This window comes from Stackebrandtia nassauensis DSM 44728, from assembly GCF_000024545.1.
Classification (GTDB): Bacteria; Actinomycetota; Actinomycetes; order Mycobacteriales; family Micromonosporaceae; genus Stackebrandtia; species Stackebrandtia nassauensis.
The window spans coordinates 5,704,241-5,718,942 of record NC_013947.1 but is presented as its reverse complement, the minus strand read 5'-3'; the positions used below and the strand labels follow the sequence as shown (position 1 = coordinate 5,718,942).

Below are 14,702 nucleotides of genomic sequence, written 5' to 3'. Positions count from 1 at the left end.
TCGATAATCGATGAAAGAAGATGACGGCGCCCCGTTGGACAAGGCCGACGCCGACGAGTACGCCAGCTGGTTCAAGGCGTTGTCGGACGGCACCCGCATCCGGATAGTGTCGCTGTTGGCCAAGCGGCGCGAACCGATGAAGGTCGGCGCCATCGTGGACGCGGTGGGCGTGGGTCAGTCGACGGTGTCGCACCACCTGAAGATCCTGGCCGAGGTCGGTTTCGTGCTGGCCCAGCACAGTGGAACATCCACCTTGTACCAAGTCAACGAGTCGTGCGTGACGGCGTTCCCGTCCGCCGCCGATGTCGTCATGGGGCGTCCGGCTCCCCCTCGCACCTGCTTAGGAGTATCCATGTCCCACAAGAACATCATCGACAAATACTCGTCCCTGGCCCGCACCGCGCTCGACGGCGCGCAGGTGACCGACTGCGAACCGCGTGCTTTCGCCGACGGGAAGTTCGGCGCGGGCGGATACGTGAAGCTGGACGACCTTCCCGAAGGCGCGGCCCGCGCCAGCCTCGGCTGCGGCGACCCGGTGGCGGTGGCCGACCTGCGCCCCGGTGACATCGTGCTGGACCTGGGCTCGGGCGGCGGCATCGACGTACTGCTGTCAGCCCGCCGGGTCTCCCCGGGCGGCAAGGCATACGGACTCGACGCCAGCGCCGACATGGTGGCCCTGGCCCGCCGCCACGCCGCCGAAGCCGGTGCCGACAATGTGGAGTTCCTGCTCGGCGACATCGAGAACATCCCGCTTCCCGACGCCAGCGTCGACGCGGTGATCTCCAACTGTGCGCTGTGCCTGTCCAGCGACAAGACCGCGACCCTCACCGAAGCGTTCCGGGTGCTCAAACCCGCGGGCCGCTTCGGCATCAGCGACGTCGTCGCCCACGGCGAGGCCGACCCGGCCGAACGCCAACGCGTCGAAGCCCAGATCGGATGCGCTGTCGGCACGCTGACCACGCACCAGTACCGCGACATGTTGTCCGCCATCGGCTTCGGCGACATCGACATCACGCTCACCGCCGACCACGGCGCCGGGATTCATTCCGCGATCGTCCAGGCAATCAAACCCGGCTAGACCACCGCGTGCCTCGCAGCTGACGCCGATACGCGGCGGGGTCGATGCGCATGACCGCCTTTAGGCGGACACCACCTGTACCACTGGGGTTCCTCCACAAGATCCGATCGCGGCGGTCGCGATCCGCAGTTTCGAATTACCCGGTCGCGGCGGATGCTTGCCGTCGGCATTCACGTGCGCGGTGCGTACATGATGACGGCGACCCCGATGAGGCAGATGGCGGCGCCGATGTAGTCGAAGCGGTCGGGGCGGTATCCGTCCATGACGATGCCCCAGGCCAGGGAACCCGCGACGAAGATGCCGCCGTAGGCGGCCAGTATCCGGCCGAAGTGGGGGTCGGGCTGGAACGCGGCGACGAAACCGTAGGCACCCAAGGCCATGATCCCGGCAGCGACCCACAGCACGCCCCGGTGCTCACGTATGCCCTGCCAAATCAGCCAGGCGCCTCCGATCTCGGCAAATGCGGCTACCCCGAACAACAGCAAGGATTTCACGATCGTCACGGCGCGAGCCTAATCGTTTCGGCTGGTGGCGCAGGAACACCCGCTGCCCGAGCATCCCGCGGCGTGGGCCTTGGCGCGTTGGGCGGCCCACCACCATGTCCCAGCGGCCACGACGACAAGGATGACAGTCACACCGGGCATGACTTGCCCGAGCGCGGCCCAGCTGGCGCCGCCGATCACTCCAGTGGCCAGAAGAAGGGGAATCGCGCAGCACAGGGCACAGGCGAGTCCGGCCACACCGGTGATCGAGCTGGGAAGGATCTTGCGTATACGGCTAGGCATGGTGACTACCCGGGTCGTCGGTGACGATATCGGCGAACGGGATAGGGCAACACTGATTCGCCGAGCAGGCGACCAAGTCGTCGCAACCTGCCGCGATGGCTTGGCGCAGTGTGTCGCCGATGACGGTCAAGTCGGCGATCTTCTGCTCGACTTCGGCCAGTTTGGCTGCCGCGCGGGCTTGCAGGCCCGCATCATTTCGGCGGCGCCCATGACGATGGGCCCCTACCGCCAGCAGGTCCTCGATCTCGTTGAGGGTGAAGCCGAGCCGCTGGGCGGCCTTGATCACCTTCAGCACTGTGACGGTTTCGGGCGGGTAAAGCCGATGCCCACCGATGGTGCGGTGAGGTTCGGCGATGAGACCACGCCGCTCGTAATAGCGCAGGGTCTCCCGATTGATGCCAGCGGCCTCGGCGAGCGCACCGGGGCGAAGCTCAGTGGTCATCTGTGTGCTCCCGCTTTGGTGGCCTGGGCGGCGAGACTGTCCAAGACCTCGGTGTGCGCGGCCGGGACATCGATATCGACGGTGATCTGGCCGTTGGTGGGGTCGCTGATGGTGAAGGTGAAAAACGTGCAGCAGGCCGATTCGGCCTCGGTCAGCCTTACGGCCCGGTCACGTGCCGATGCGTCAAGCCGCAACCGCAACCGGGTCGGCGCAACTCGCTCGACAGTACGCAGGGAATCGACGAACAACGACGTGAACTCGGCGATCCGCAGCGGTTGTTGGGCGGTGGGAAGGGTGCAGGCTTCAGGTGTCCAGTTGATTTCGGTGTCCATAAAACCGACTGTAAACCTGGACTTAGGTACAGGATGCAACCCGAAACTTCCCCAGACCGCGTCACAGGACTGTTGGTCGCGGACACCGCAGTCGAAACGCTGCCGACTATCGCGCTTTAACCCGGCCGGCGGTGTTGCGCCGCAGCGCCCACACCACCAACGGGAACCCCACCGCAGCGGGAAGGAACCAGAACCACGCTGGCGGCAGCAGTCGCCATAGCGGAAGTCGGGGACCATTGTCGACATAAAACGCAGTGAGCGCCAGAATGTAGGAACCCGGCATCGCGATGATGTGATGCGCCAGCCAGCCACGCCACCGGATGCGTCTGGCCGCCAGCCCGATCCCGGCAAGCATGAGCGCGGCAGCACCCAACAGGAGCAGGAACGCGGTGTGCGGACGGGCCACGACAATGACGCACGCGCTCGCGACCAGGACGGCAAGCCCACCCAGGTAGATCCGCCCCGCCACCGGATGGCGGCCGGGACGTTTGGCGGCGAACATCGCCACGGCGCCCGCGATCACGGCGACGAGACCCGCCGCGATGTGGATTCCGATGATGACCTGGATGGCCATGCCCGCCACCTCCACCCCCGAGTATGAGCCGCGGGGAGCCCATCAGGGAACCGGCTGTTCAGTCGGCAGGCGTGGTTATTGGGTGAAGGGCAGGTGTGCCCCGGCCGCGTAGGCGATCAGGGCCGGGGTGACGTGGGCGGCGTCGGCAGCGACGCCGCGCAGGGTGTTGGAGGCGAAGTTGCGCTGGTATTCGACGCCGAGAAAGACCAGGCCCGGATGGGTCAGTGACACGCCCTGGGAGTGCAGCGGCATGCCGTGATCATCCAGGGCACCCAGGGACTTCAGATAGCCGAGGCTGGGCCGGTATCCGGTGGCCAGGATGATCGCGTCGACCGGGTCGTGACCGCCGTCGGGCCACACCACCCCGGTTTCGGTGAGGCCGGTGAACATGTCGCGGCGGTCCAGCAGTCCGGTGTCGAAGGCGTCTTGGTATCCGCCGGTGTCCATGACCATCTTGCCGGTCAGCAGCCGCGCCAGCCACGCGGGCGGCAGCTCGTCGAAGCGGTCGGTGAGCAGGTAGTGGACGTCGCGGCCGTTGAACAGCTGCGGGACCAGCGTGGGCATCTGGTGGCTGGCCAGCGTCACGGTCGCGACATGGGCGAGTTCGACGGCGACCTGGACGGCCGAGTCGCCCGCACCCACCACGATGACGCGCTTCCTCTTGTAGGGGCTGGGTTCGCGGTAGTCGGCGACGTGCAACAGCTCCCCGCCGAAGCGATCGGTCCCGTCGAAGTCGGGGAAATGTGGGTTGGCGAAGGAACCGGTGGCGGCCACGAGCCCCGACGCCTCCACGGTGTCCCCGTTGGCGGTGGCCACGAGGTAGCGCCCGGACTCGCTCGACACGGCGGTGACCCGGGTGCCAGTGCGGATCTCCACGCTCAGGCTTTCGGTGAAGCGTTCCAGGTAGGCCGCGACCTCGTCGCGGGTGGGGTAGGCGTCGGGTTCGCCGCCGAAGGTGATGCCGGCGAGGTTGTTGAACCGGTTGGGGGAGAAGGCTTTGAGACTGTCGTAGTAGTGGGGCCACGATCCGGCGGCACGGTCGCCGGCCTCCAGGACCAGCGGCGTGAGTCCGGTGTCGCGGACGGCGTGAGCGGCGGCCAAGCCGGATTGCCCGGCTCCGACGATGACAACGGGAAGGGAAGTGGTGTTCACTCGAGCTATCATATTGTCAAATCGCGAAATGACAAAATGATGAGCGTCACGATTCCGGGAGGCATGCTAGACAGGTGACGACAGCCGCGACATCGCTCAGCTCCGAGGCCCAGGCGTTCTTGAAGGCACTGGCCAGCCCGACCCGGCAGCAGATCATGTTCGCCTTCGACGGTGGAGGCGAGTTGACCGTCGGCGACGTCGCCGAGCGGCTGGAGTTGGCGCAGTCGGCGACCTCGACCCACCTGGCCATGTTGCGCGATGCGGGAATCCTGGTCGCGCGCCGCGACTGGAAGACGGTGTATTACCGCGCCAACCCGGCCGGGTTCCTCAAGAGCCTCGACGATCTGCGCGACTACCTGATGGCTTGCTGTCCGCCCGACTGTGCGGCATCATCACAGCAAGCCGGTGACGAAGCGGCGCAGTCGTGATCGGCTTCAGGTGTTCGAGGTGTCCAGTTCGGCCAGCAGCTGGCGCACGCGGGCGTGGATGTCGTCGCGGATGACGCGAACGGCGTCAATGCCCTGTCCGGCCGGGTCATCCAGTTCCCAGTTCAAGTACCTCTTGCCGGGATACACCGGGCAGGCGTCACCGCAGCCCATGGTGATGACCACATCGGAGGCCCGCACCGCCTCATCCGACAACTTCTTCGGAAACTCCTTACTGACGTCCAGGCCGATCTCAGCCAGCGCCTCGACCACGGCCGGATTGACCGCCGAGGCCGGCGCTGACCCGGCCGAGCGCACCGTGACGCGTCCGTCGGCGAGGTGGTCGAGGAGGGCCGCGGCCATCTGGGAGCGTCCGGCGTTGTGGACGCACACGAACAGGACTTCGGGTTTGGTCGTCATCGGGGTTGCTTTCGTTTCGCAGATGGTGGACAGGTGCTCGGTGGTTCGCCGGATGGTCAACAGGGGCAGATGGGTGTGGATCTTGGTGGCCGATTCCAGTTGCGCGTACGTGTTGTGAAGAGCGGCGTGAACGGTTTCGGCCGACACGCAGGTGTGAAACCGTCGTGCCAGTGCTGTCGCGGCGTGCCGCAGCGCGGTGTCGCGGTCGAACAGTGGGGTAGTGCGGTCAGCGGTCATAAAGGTTCTCCTTGGCGGGCGAGACAGCGGCGCCAGGCCGACAACGCGATGATCGGCGGTGCCTATGGCATGTCCTGTTCACGATGTTTCCGATGCGGTCACCAGCAACGGGGCTACCTGGCTGATGCGTTGGCTGATGTCGGCGAACGCGTCCTCGAAGGCGTCGTCGGTGTCCTTGGCGACCGGGTCGGGCACCGACCAGTGCCACCGCCGCGCGCCGGATGCCATCGATTCGTGGGCGTTGTCGCACACCGCGATCACCAGGTCATCAGCGTCCACCACATCGGACACATGCGCGGTGCTGCCGGGCGGTAGCCGCAGCCCGTGCCGCCGCGCCACCGCAACCGCCCCCGGATGCACTCGCGTAGCCGGACTGGTTCCCGCGCTGGCGGCGGGGACCGCGCTGTGTTCGTGCCACAATGCCGCCGCCAATTGAGAACGCGCGGTGTTGCGCGTGCACACGAACACCACCCGGGTGACGGCCACGCGCGGCGGTACCTGAAGCCCCGGCATGGCCTCAGGTACCAGCCGCACGTAGGTGCGCCGACGGTCGCCTTCGGACCGCGAGCGTGTCACCACTCCGGCGTCGGTGAGCGACTTGAGGTGATGAGCCAGCTGGTTCGACGGCATGCCCACCAGGCGTTCAAGCTCCTGCGGCGAGGCGTCGGCGACGGTCAGAGCGTCCACAATCCGCAACCGTGCGGGATCGCCCAGCGCCGCGTGCACACGCGCCCGACGCTCCACAGAATCTGACTCAAGAAACATTGACTCAAAAATATCTGAGTAAACTTGCAACGTCAACCCTCCGGCAACGAAATCGGGGATATTGGTCACGTGGCCTTGACAGCCAGGCGGGATCGTGGTGTCTAATCAACGCGTGTTGATGTCATCAATCGAAGTTGATGTGATCCGGTTGCTGGGCGACCCCCTGCGCCGCCACATTGTCGAACTGCTCGCCCAAGGCCCCGCCTGCACCTGCCACCTGGTCACCGACACCGGCGCCAAACAACCGGCCGTCTCGCACCACCTCAAGGCACTGAAAGAAGCCGGACTGGTGACCAGCGAGCCGCACGGCCGCTACACCTACTACCGGCTCCTGCCCGACGCCCTCGACGCCACCGCCCAAGGACTGACCGGGCTGGCCGAATCCGCCCGCCTGCGAGCCGACAACCGAAGGGAATGCCCGTGACCAGCGCCCCCGACCTCGCCGCCACTGCGGCACCAGCCGCCCGCAAACTGTCGCTTGTCGACAAGCTGCTGCCGGCGTGGATCCTCGTTGCCATGGCCGCCGGGCTCCTGCTGGGCCGCAGCATCCCCGGGCTCAACAGCGCCATGCAGGCCATCGAGATCGGCGGAGTCTCCTTGCCCATTGCCCTGGGCTTGCTGTTGATGATGTATCCGGTGCTGGCCAAGGTCCGCTACGACCGGCTCGACACCGTCACCGGCGACCGTCGGCTGCTGGTGTCGTCCCTGGTGGTCAACTGGCTCGTGGGCCCGGCGGTGATGTTCGCGCTGGCCTGGATCTTCCTTCCCGACCTCCCGGAGTTCCGCACCGGGTTGATCATCGTCGGTCTGGCCCGCTGCATAGCCATGGTCATCATCTGGAACGACCTGGCCTGCGGCGACCGCGAAGCCGCCGCCGTCCTCGTCGCATTGAACTCGGTGTTCCAGGTGCTCGCCTTCGGTCTGCTGGGATGGTTCTATCTGGACATCCTGCCAGGCTGGCTGGGACTGGCTCAGTCCGATCTGGACGTTTCGGCGTGGTCGATCTTCGTCAACGTCCTGATCTTCCTGGGCATCCCGCTGGCCGCCGGATACCTCACCCGCCGCCTGGGTGAACGCGCCAAGGGCCGTGACTGGTACGAGACCCGGTTCCTGCCCAAGATCGGCCCCATCGCCCTGTACGGCCTACTGTTCACCATCGTCATCCTGTTCGCGCTGCAAGGCAAGGCCATCACCGCGCAACCCGGCGACGTCGCCCGCATAGCGATTCCGCTACTGGTGTACTTCGCGCTCATGTGGGCCGGACCGTTCGCACTCGGCAAACTGATCGGCCTGGGCTACGACCGCGCGACCACGCTGGCGTTCACCGCCGCGGGCAACAACTTCGAACTGGCCATCGCGGTAGCGATCGCGACGTTCGGCGTCACCAGTGGCCAGGCCCTGGCCGGAGTCGTCGGGCCGCTGATCGAAGTACCAGTCCTGGTAGGACTCGTCTACGTCAGCCTCTGGGCCCGCCGATACTTCCCCGGCAACACACGCCCTCAGGAGGTGAATCGCTGAACCCTTCGCTGGTTCCGCAGTACCTGCGGGACCAGCGCTCGTGCACAAAGCACACGTTGGTGTTGTGGAGTGTCTTTCGCGATTACCCGGGTTCGGCGATTCGAGTCAGTAGGGATCCGAAAATCTCGGTGCCCACTCGCAGTGCGGTGGCCTGGTCGACGGGCTGGCCGGAGGTGTCGGGATGGTTGGTGTGCCAGGCGGCAGCGCTGGATGTGGTGGTGAAGAAGTTGAGGACGCCGCAGCATCTGTCCACGGAGGGCTCATCGGCGTGGCAGCAGTCCGCGACGCCTACGAACACCACAGTGGTGCTGGGCGTCCAGGTTGCTTGTCTGTTGTGGATGTCGACTCGGATTGGCTGGCGGTTGTGAGGGTCGGTGGATTCGATCGCGATGTCTTGGTCGAGCATGGCGGCGATGCCGAGGGCGTCGATGGCGCACATCGACCACGCTGAGGCGCCGTCGGTGATGTGGACGCGGTGCGGCGTTTCGGTTCCGGAGAATGGGTAGGCCACGACGATGGCGCCGGAGTCGTCCAGCCGGATCAGATCCCGTTCGTGTAGCTCCGTCAGCGCCGCGGTTTCGTAGTCGGAAGGGTCGGGTGCGGCGCCCGTGGCCGCGAAGTGCCGCAGGATGGCCTGGTGAACCCGGCGAGCGCCGGGACTGGCGGACTGGACGCGTTCGCCGATGTTCGGGGGATCGAATCGGTCGGGGGTGACGAGTTCGGTCATGGTGTTCTCCGTAGTGAGCTTGATGGGTGTTTAGGCCCCGGTGACGCGAATCGTGTCGCCGGGGCCGGGATCTGAACGGGGCCGTACATCCATGTCAGTGACATGAGTCAGCGGCGGTTCGAGGAGGTCTCATGTTTCTCCAGAGTGGTGACGATCGCGCCGCCGAGCTTGAAGCCTTTGGCCACCGGCACGATGACGCCGTCCGGATGCGCCTCGCGCCAGGGCTTGGCGGCCTCAGAGGAGGCGTAGAAGTGTCCTAGCTTGCACACGCTTTCGCGGACGTTCGTCGCGTCGCTGGGCATCGCCTGCGACACCACGGCCGCGGCCGGTTCGACATTGGACACGCCGTCGGGTGACACCGTCATCCGGATGGTCTCGCCCGTGGTCGGGCAGGTGGACTCGACGATCGCGGTGTGGCCGAACATTGGTGGAAACGCCAGGGTGTCCATGGCGCAGTAGGCGTACAGCACGGTGCCGTTGTCGAGGATGTAGCGGTGCGGTGTGGGCCGCAGGCTCAGCCCGAAGCCGACCACGGTGCCGTCGGGTTCGCGCTCGACGCTGGGCATGGCCTCCAGCGCCTGCTCCACTTCCTCGACGCTACGGCCGGTTTCGGCGGCCAGGCCGGCGACCGGGACGGGTTTCCCGTCCAGCAGCAGCTTCTGGATGGATCGGGCGATCGTCCACGCGCCGCCGCCGACCTCGCTGTCGGCCAGGGACGTCGACAGCCACGTATCGAAACGTTTCGAGATGTCGTTCATGGTTCCTCCATGGAAGACGGATTGTCCTGGTGAAACCGACGCTAGAGCCTGCCCCCGGGGTGAGAGTCAAGCTGAAACGGCGCTGAACTTCGGACGATTTTCTGACAACTCGGTCTCATCCGCTGGCCCGTTGGCCCACAGGCTCTCGCTGTCCCCGGACAGTTCGCGGGAGTGAGCCGCCTCGAAAGCGTCGATCCGTTCACGGACGCGGTTCAGCTCGGCGATCCGGGCCTCCAGTCGGGCCCGGGACTCGTGAAGCCGTTCAGCCAGCCACGGCCCGAACCACTGGTTGTCGCCGAGTTCGGTGATCTGTGAGATCTCGGCGATGGTCAGGCCGAGCCCGCGCAGCGTCTCGATCCACCGCACGCACCACAGTGCCTCGTCATTGTAGAGCCGGTAGTTGGTGCTGCTGCGCCCCAACGAATTGATGAGACCGACGTCGGTGTAGTGGCGCAGGTTCTTGATGGACACTCCGGTGCGCCGGGACAACTGACCGACTGTCATCGAACGGCCTGCGGCCGTGGGTGAGCTCCGCGGTCGCGCGCAGGTGGTCGAGCAGATGCGAGTGCGGTCAGACATGAAGGGGCTCCATTGTCAGTGTCATGCGGCGCAGCAGGAGAGTTTGGTGACGTCGGTGGTGAACGTCTGGGCTGTGAGTTTCAGTGCCTCTGCCCAGGTGAGGTAGGGGCACCAGGCGTCGGCCATGTCGGCGACGGTCATGCCGTGATCGAGGGCGTACGTGGCGGCGAGGATCATGTCCCCGGCGGCCTTGGCGGCGATGTGGGCGCCCAGGAGTCGTCCGGTGTTGGCGTCGGCGACGAGTTTGACGACACCGATGGTGTCGCGGTCGACGACGGCACGCGGCACGTATTCCAGGGGGAGGACTCGGCATTCACAGGTATACCCGGCCGCGACTGCCTGGGCGTCGGTGAGGCCGACCGAAGCGACCGTCGGGGAGGTGAACGTGACCCGGGGGAGATGAGAATGGTCCACAGTGCGGTTCGCTTCGTTGAAGGCGTTGTCCACTATCACGCTCCCGTGTCTGCCCGCTACGTAGACGAACTGGGGATGCCCGGTGACGTCGCCGGCCGCCCAGATGCGAGGGTTTGCCGTGCGCAGCCGGTCGTCGACGATCACCTCGTCGCGGTCGCCCACTTCGACACCCACTGACGCGAGCCTGAGCCCGGCGGTATTGGGGCGGCGACCGGTAGCCACCAGAAGCCGTTCGCCCGCCAGCTGCCGGACCGCTCCATCGGGGCCGATCACCTCGACGGCATAGCCACCGGGTCTAGTGTGGACCTTGGTGACGACCGCCGCGGTGACCACGTCGACCTCCTCGTCCGCAAGAGCGTGTTCGACGACGGACGAGATGTCAGGTTCCTCGAACGGCGCCAGGCGGTCCAGGGCTTCCACGATGGTGACTTTCACACCGAGGCGAGCGAACAGCTGGGCTTGTTCCAGGCCGATGGCGTTGCCGCCGATCACGATCAGCGACTCAGGAAGCTCCTCCAGATCCATCGCGGTGGTGGAGGTGAGGTACCCGGCTTCGGCCAGTCCGGGAATCGGTGGCACCCACGGGATCGAGCCGGTGGCGATCACGTAGTGGCTCGCCTGAAGCCGGCGGCCGCCACCGTCATGCAGTGTCACCTCGATCGCCGGAGCATCGGGCGTGCCGGCGAAGGCCGCGGTCTCGGCCACGATCTCCCATCCGTACTCGGCTGCCAGGCCGGTGTACTTGTCGGCCCGCATGGCGGCCACGAGATCGTCCTTGGACGCGCGCAACTCGCGCCAGCTCACCGCCCCGGCACGGGTGGGCGCCCCGGCGAACCGGGAGCCCTGGGCTTGATGGCGTGCTTCGGCGGCAGCCAATAGCGCTTTCGAGGGCACGCATCCGGTATTGACACAAGTGCCACCGACAGCGCCCGCCTCGACCATCACCACCGACAGACCCTGCTTTCGGGCGGCGATGGCGGCAGCGAACGCTCCGCCGCCTGAACCGATGATCGCCAGATCGTGAGTGCGGTAGTCGGTCATGACCTGCTTCCTTGCCGCGTGTGAGCGCCGCGCCGGGTGTGGCACGACTATTGCTATTCGTGAAACCGAATAGATCCATGCTAGCCTACTATTCGGATAAGCGAATAGCAGGATTCTGGAGACGCCGATGACGCAGCACTTCACGACCAACGCTCCGGTCGCGGACACGGTCGCGTGTTCCCACCTGGACACGGTGGCGAAGTCCTTCCGCGCCCTGGGAGACCCCACCCGACTGAAGCTGCTGGAGTTCATCCTGCGCGGCGAGCGCACCGTCGCCGAATGTGTCGCCCACGTGGGGCTCTCACAACCTCGGGTGTCCGTGCATCTGTCCTGTCTGGCCGACTGCGGCTACGTCACCGCGCGACGTGACGGACGCAAGTACCGCTACCGGGTCGACGATCCCCGAGTCGTCGACCTCATCGCCGCCGCCCACGCCCTGACCGCCGACAACGCCACGGCGCTGAACCACTGCTGGCGCATCGATTCAGGCGATCCGGCACGACGGGAACCGCGATGAACGAACCAAACCCGCACGCTGATTCACCATCGACGACCGCCATCACCGCAGGTGGTGTCGGGGCCATGGTCGCCTGCTGCGCCGTGCACCTGCTGATTGTCGTCGGAGTTTTCGGAGGGCTTGGCGGCTGGATGATCGGAGGCATCACGGTGGCCGCGGGAGTGGTCATCGCGGCAGTGGCGTGGGGGATCGCCAGGCGGCTGCAACGCAGCCGTACATGCCATGTCCCCAAGGGATGGGTCAGGCCACCGGAGTCGACAACTCGGGGATGATCATCAGGCCCTTGACCAGGTATTTGTTGGCGGCAGGGGTCGGATTCGAACCAATGACCTTCCGGTAGTACGCCAACCCAGCACGGCTGGAGGGGACCAAGCTCGGACACTGGGGCTTCGTCCGGAGGCTCTCACTCAAGGGATGTTGCAGGACTTATGCGCCGCTACTCAGTGACTGCGACAGTTGATCACGAAGATGAGCTTGGAGCTGATCGATTCGTTTCATCTCCTCAAGCACCTGCTCAGTGGTCATCGCACCCTGGTGAGACTGCTCATCCACAGTGCCGATCTGCACGAGCGCTTGAGTCCTGCCTTTACTTCTTTGACTCTGCCGGAACGACTCGATCGCTTCAAGAGCCGTTTCGTCGCCTTCATCCATCGCGTGTAGGTATCGCTCAGTAGTGCTGATGTTGGCGTGACCTAGCCGCTCTTTGACAATGTGGAGATCGGCTCCTCCCTTCAGCGCCCAACTGGCGTGGGCATGCCGCAGCTTGTGCATGGCGATGTCGACGGCGATGCCAGACTTCTTCAGGGCTGGCCTCAGGATTCGATCACGGAACCACCGCTTGGGGATGTGACCATCGGTGTCCCAGTTGCGGACTTTACGGGGCTGGTCTTTGCCCTCCGCACGTCGTTTTGCTCGATAGATGGCCATTGCCTTCTTGCAGTGGTCGCAACGGCATTTGGCCGCAGTGTACGCGGATGTGGTGCCGTGCTGGTAGGTCCTGCCTTTTTCATTGGGTTTGGTCTTCCCGAGGGTCTTGGGATCGGCGTCCAGCGCTGGAAGCTCGGCCTCTTGCTTCGGCACGTACCAAAACAACAAGTCATCGTCGGCGAGCCCGTTCTTCTCGATATGAACCTGAATCCTGCGACAGAGGGCCCTGTTGACTTTGAAGTATCGGAATTCTTTGTCTTTTGGGTATTCCTTGACGAGGAACCGTTTGCCTTCTGGATGGAATTTGCGTACCAGCTGAACGACTGCGCGGCTGATTGTTACTACGCAGGTATCGAAGTCGAAGTCTTTCGGACGAAGTTCAGATAGTTCTCCCCACCGGCACCCGGTTTCGATTCCGGTTTCGACGAGAAGTTTTGACATCTCGTCGGGCAACGCGGCGTGAAAGATGTCGAATTCTTCGGGAGTGACAATGCGCAGGGGTTTCAGCGGGACCGGATCGATGTCAACCAGCAGGCAGGGGTTGCCGACGATGACTTCGTCTTTGACCGCACTGGTGAGAATGGAACTCAACTGAGTCTTGACGTGTTGGATGTTCGCAGCAGTCATCCCGTTGCTCTTGAGGGTCTTAATCCACTCACGAATGTTGTTCGCGTATATGTCCATCATCCGGGACGTTTCGAAATAGTCCATGATGTGCGCGTACAAGACGTACGTATAGCCCTCAAGCGTGCTTTGCTCGACGGACAGGTTCGGCAGCCACTTTTCTTCGACATACGTCTTGAAGGTCTGCCGACCTCGAATGAGCTGCCCGCCCCGACCTTCGGACACCTTGCCTTCGGCACGTTGCCACGCTTTGTCGGCTTCCTTCTTCTTGCCGAAGGTGCCCGCTGACCGCTCGTCGCCGCGGGAATCGAGATAGTAGGCGGTGTAGCGTTTCAAACCCTTGGAAGTCTTCCGACAACGTGAATAGCCCATGGTGGTGTCCCGCTTCCGTGACCGTCGTTTGACCGTGGACGACGCATCAGTCACCGTCACAAGCCGGTATGCGGGACTGTGAATATGTGTCGCCTGACCTGCAAACTAACCACTTTTCGAGGACTCGCCAACCTGCCTGTAGTTTTGGCGAACGGGATTTGGGAGCGAGGGGTCGCAGGTTCAAATCCTGTCGTCCCGACGAAGGAGGGACGACAGGATTCAACAGCATGGTCTGTCGTCCCCGACAGTGTGATGTCTCAGAACTTTGGAAAACGGTCCGAACCCGCGAACGGGTCGGACCGTTGTGGTTTGTCGGGACCGTGGTGTATGTCGCTTTTGGATACGGAAGGTCCTGGGTCTTCGGTGGAACACGCCGAGGAGGCCACGCGTTGGAAGTCCCGTCGGGGGATTCGTGTTCTGCGCGGGAAGCCCTCGATTCGGCAGGTGACTCGCGAGCGAGGAGGCGTCAGTGATCGTTTTCGGGGTTGTGCTGATGGTGCTGGGAGGAGCGTTGTTCCTCACACCGATTCCCACCTGGACCGATGAGCTGTGGCTGCTTCCTGTCGGCCTTATCGCCGCTGGCTTCGGGCTGATGATCGCCGGAGTGGTTGCGCGGGTGCGGCGTCGGCTGGTGAAACTGCGGCGGTCGGCGTCCAGCCGCACTGAGGTTGAGGCGGAAGGCGGGCCGCTGCGCAGGTTGGCCGCGATCCCGGCGATGATCTCCTCGGCTTGGAATCGAGGCGATCGGAGCGTGTCGCGTTCGCAGACGGTGCTGTGGCTGGCGGCGGTGGTGTACCTGGTTTCGCCGATCGACTTGATTCCGGAACTGCTGCCGGTGATCGGTTTCGCCGACGATATCGGGCTCGCGGCCTGGCTGCTGGGCAGTCTGTATGCCGAAGCGGGAAACTATCTTGGCCAAAAACGCCAGCGTGAGCACGGCATCGACGCCGGTAGGTAGAAGGCGTGACGGTAGCCGACGGCCGATCGTTAGCAAGCGCCAGACTGACCCCGTGAC

18 protein-coding genes are annotated in these 14,702 nt (G+C 64.8%); 6 read left to right on the top strand and 12 right to left on the bottom strand.

The features are described from left to right. Positions 1-10: 10 nt before the first annotated feature. Positions 11-1,078, top strand: a complete 1,068-nt coding sequence (locus tag SNAS_RS26635; protein WP_013020589.1) for a metalloregulator ArsR/SmtB family transcription factor — start codon at positions 11-13, stop codon at positions 1,076-1,078. 170 nt (positions 1,079-1,248) lie between these two features. Here the strand turns inward: SNAS_RS26635 and SNAS_RS26630 are convergent, their stop codons facing one another. The 5 genes from SNAS_RS26630 to SNAS_RS26610 form a co-directional block, all read right to left on the bottom strand. Then, positions 1,249-1,581: a YnfA family protein gene (locus SNAS_RS26630; protein WP_013020588.1), complete on the bottom strand. Its 333-nt coding sequence runs from the start codon at positions 1,579-1,581 to the stop codon at positions 1,249-1,251. A gap of 274 nt (positions 1,582-1,855) precedes the next feature. Next, complete coding sequence (locus SNAS_RS26625) at positions 1,856-2,305, bottom strand: MerR family transcriptional regulator (RefSeq protein ID WP_013020587.1); 450 nt, start codon at positions 2,303-2,305, stop codon at positions 1,856-1,858. Further along, entirely contained in the window at positions 2,302-2,637 is a 336-nt protein-coding gene (locus SNAS_RS26620; RefSeq protein WP_013020586.1) for a hypothetical protein, read from the bottom strand. The genes SNAS_RS26625 and SNAS_RS26620 overlap by 4 nt, the downstream gene beginning before the upstream one ends. A 106-nt stretch (positions 2,638-2,743) precedes the next feature. After that, positions 2,744-3,211: a DUF2306 domain-containing protein gene (locus tag SNAS_RS26615; protein WP_013020585.1), complete on the bottom strand. Its 468-nt coding sequence runs from the start codon at positions 3,209-3,211 to the stop codon at positions 2,744-2,746. A 75-nt stretch (positions 3,212-3,286) separates the two neighbouring features. Beyond that, entirely contained in the window at positions 3,287-4,375 is a 1,089-nt protein-coding gene (locus SNAS_RS26610; RefSeq protein ID WP_013020584.1) for a flavin-containing monooxygenase, read from the bottom strand. A 62-nt stretch (positions 4,376-4,437) separates the two neighbouring features. On the opposite strand from SNAS_RS26610, the gene SNAS_RS26605 reads away from it, so the two are divergent. After that, the gene (locus SNAS_RS26605; RefSeq protein WP_013020583.1) at positions 4,438-4,791 is read left to right on the top strand and encodes an ArsR/SmtB family transcription factor; all 354 of its coding nucleotides are present in this window, start codon (positions 4,438-4,440) and stop codon (positions 4,789-4,791) included. 6 nt (positions 4,792-4,797) lie between these two features. Here the strand turns inward: SNAS_RS26605 and SNAS_RS37005 are convergent, their stop codons facing one another. Next, positions 4,798-5,445: an arsenate reductase ArsC gene (locus tag SNAS_RS37005; protein ID WP_013020582.1), complete on the bottom strand. Its 648-nt coding sequence runs from the start codon at positions 5,443-5,445 to the stop codon at positions 4,798-4,800. Positions 5,446-5,523: 78 nt separating this feature from the next. Continuing rightward, positions 5,524-6,210 carry an arsenate reductase/protein-tyrosine-phosphatase family protein gene (locus SNAS_RS26595; protein ID WP_041625197.1) on the bottom strand — a complete coding sequence of 229 codons (687 nt, stop codon included), beginning with the start codon at positions 6,208-6,210 and terminating at the stop codon, positions 5,524-5,526. 118 nt (positions 6,211-6,328) lie between these two features. Between SNAS_RS26595 and SNAS_RS26590 the strand changes: the two genes are divergently transcribed. Both SNAS_RS26590 and arsB read left to right on the top strand, forming a co-directional pair. After that, positions 6,329-6,634, top strand: coding sequence for an ArsR/SmtB family transcription factor (locus tag SNAS_RS26590; RefSeq protein WP_244409072.1), 306 nt, complete (start codon positions 6,329-6,331; stop codon positions 6,632-6,634). Continuing rightward, positions 6,625-7,728 carry an ACR3 family arsenite efflux transporter gene (gene arsB, locus SNAS_RS26585; protein ID WP_013020579.1) on the top strand — a complete coding sequence of 368 codons (1,104 nt, stop codon included), beginning with the start codon at positions 6,625-6,627 and terminating at the stop codon, positions 7,726-7,728. Before SNAS_RS26590 ends, arsB begins: the two co-directional genes overlap by 10 nt. Before the next feature lie 82 nt (positions 7,729-7,810). On the opposite strand, the gene SNAS_RS26580 is transcribed toward arsB, so the two are convergent. The 4 genes from SNAS_RS26580 to merA all read right to left on the bottom strand — a co-directional run bounded on the left by SNAS_RS26580 (position 7,811) and on the right by merA (position 11,247). Further along, entirely contained in the window at positions 7,811-8,455 is a 645-nt protein-coding gene (locus SNAS_RS26580) for an alkylmercury lyase family protein (RefSeq protein ID WP_013020578.1), read from the bottom strand. A 107-nt stretch (positions 8,456-8,562) separates the two neighbouring features. Next, positions 8,563-9,213 carry an organomercurial lyase MerB gene (merB, locus tag SNAS_RS26575; RefSeq protein ID WP_013020577.1) on the bottom strand — a complete coding sequence of 217 codons (651 nt, stop codon included), beginning with the start codon at positions 9,211-9,213 and terminating at the stop codon, positions 8,563-8,565. A gap of 66 nt (positions 9,214-9,279) precedes the next feature. Next, positions 9,280-9,717 carry a MerR family transcriptional regulator gene (locus SNAS_RS26570; protein WP_013020576.1) on the bottom strand — a complete coding sequence of 146 codons (438 nt, stop codon included), beginning with the start codon at positions 9,715-9,717 and terminating at the stop codon, positions 9,280-9,282. 96 nt (positions 9,718-9,813) lie between these two features. Further along, positions 9,814-11,247, bottom strand: a complete 1,434-nt coding sequence (gene merA / locus SNAS_RS26565; RefSeq protein WP_013020575.1) for a mercury(II) reductase — start codon at positions 11,245-11,247, stop codon at positions 9,814-9,816. 127 nt (positions 11,248-11,374) lie between these two features. On the opposite strand from merA, the gene SNAS_RS26560 reads away from it, so the two are divergent. Beyond that, positions 11,375-11,764, top strand: a complete 390-nt coding sequence (locus tag SNAS_RS26560) for an ArsR/SmtB family transcription factor (protein ID WP_013020574.1) — start codon at positions 11,375-11,377, stop codon at positions 11,762-11,764. Positions 11,765-12,190: 426 nt separating this feature from the next. Here the strand turns inward: SNAS_RS26560 and SNAS_RS26555 are convergent, their stop codons facing one another. Beyond that, entirely contained in the window at positions 12,191-13,651 is a 1,461-nt protein-coding gene (locus SNAS_RS26555; RefSeq protein WP_211207252.1) for a tyrosine-type recombinase/integrase, read from the bottom strand. Positions 13,652-14,156: 505 nt separating this feature from the next. Here SNAS_RS26555 and SNAS_RS26550 point away from each other — a divergent pair. After that, on the top strand, positions 14,157-14,645 hold the full coding sequence (locus SNAS_RS26550; protein WP_013020572.1) for a YkvA family protein: 489 nt from the start codon (positions 14,157-14,159) through the stop codon (positions 14,643-14,645). Positions 14,646-14,702: the final 57 nt, after the last annotated feature.

Coding starts and splice junctions, on each gene's coding strand:
- SNAS_RS26635 (WP_013020589.1), top strand. CDS start 11: ATGAAAGAAGATGACGGCGCCCCGTTGGACAAGGCCGACGCCGACGAG.
- SNAS_RS26625 (WP_013020587.1), bottom strand. CDS start 2,305: ATGACCACTGAGCTTCGCCCCGGTGCGCTCGCCGAGGCCGCTGGCATC.
- SNAS_RS26620 (WP_013020586.1), bottom strand. CDS start 2,637: ATGGACACCGAAATCAACTGGACACCTGAAGCCTGCACCCTTCCCACC.
- SNAS_RS26615 (WP_013020585.1), bottom strand. CDS start 3,211: ATGGCCATCCAGGTCATCATCGGAATCCACATCGCGGCGGGTCTCGTC.
- SNAS_RS26610 (WP_013020584.1), bottom strand. CDS start 4,375: ATGATAGCTCGAGTGAACACCACTTCCCTTCCCGTTGTCATCGTCGGA.
- SNAS_RS37005 (WP_013020582.1), bottom strand. CDS start 5,445: ATGACCGCTGACCGCACTACCCCACTGTTCGACCGCGACACCGCGCTG.
- SNAS_RS26595 (WP_041625197.1), bottom strand. CDS start 6,210: ATGTTTCTTGAGTCAGATTCTGTGGAGCGTCGGGCGCGTGTGCACGCG.
- SNAS_RS26590 (WP_244409072.1), top strand. CDS start 6,329: ATGTCATCAATCGAAGTTGATGTGATCCGGTTGCTGGGCGACCCCCTG.
- arsB (WP_013020579.1), top strand. CDS start 6,625: ATGCCCGTGACCAGCGCCCCCGACCTCGCCGCCACTGCGGCACCAGCC.
- SNAS_RS26580 (WP_013020578.1), bottom strand. CDS start 8,455: ATGACCGAACTCGTCACCCCCGACCGATTCGATCCCCCGAACATCGGC.
- merB (WP_013020577.1), bottom strand. CDS start 9,213: ATGAACGACATCTCGAAACGTTTCGATACGTGGCTGTCGACGTCCCTG.
- SNAS_RS26570 (WP_013020576.1), bottom strand. CDS start 9,717: ATGACAGTCGGTCAGTTGTCCCGGCGCACCGGAGTGTCCATCAAGAAC.
- merA (WP_013020575.1), bottom strand. CDS start 11,247: ATGACCGACTACCGCACTCACGATCTGGCGATCATCGGTTCAGGCGGC.
- SNAS_RS26560 (WP_013020574.1), top strand. CDS start 11,375: ATGACGCAGCACTTCACGACCAACGCTCCGGTCGCGGACACGGTCGCG.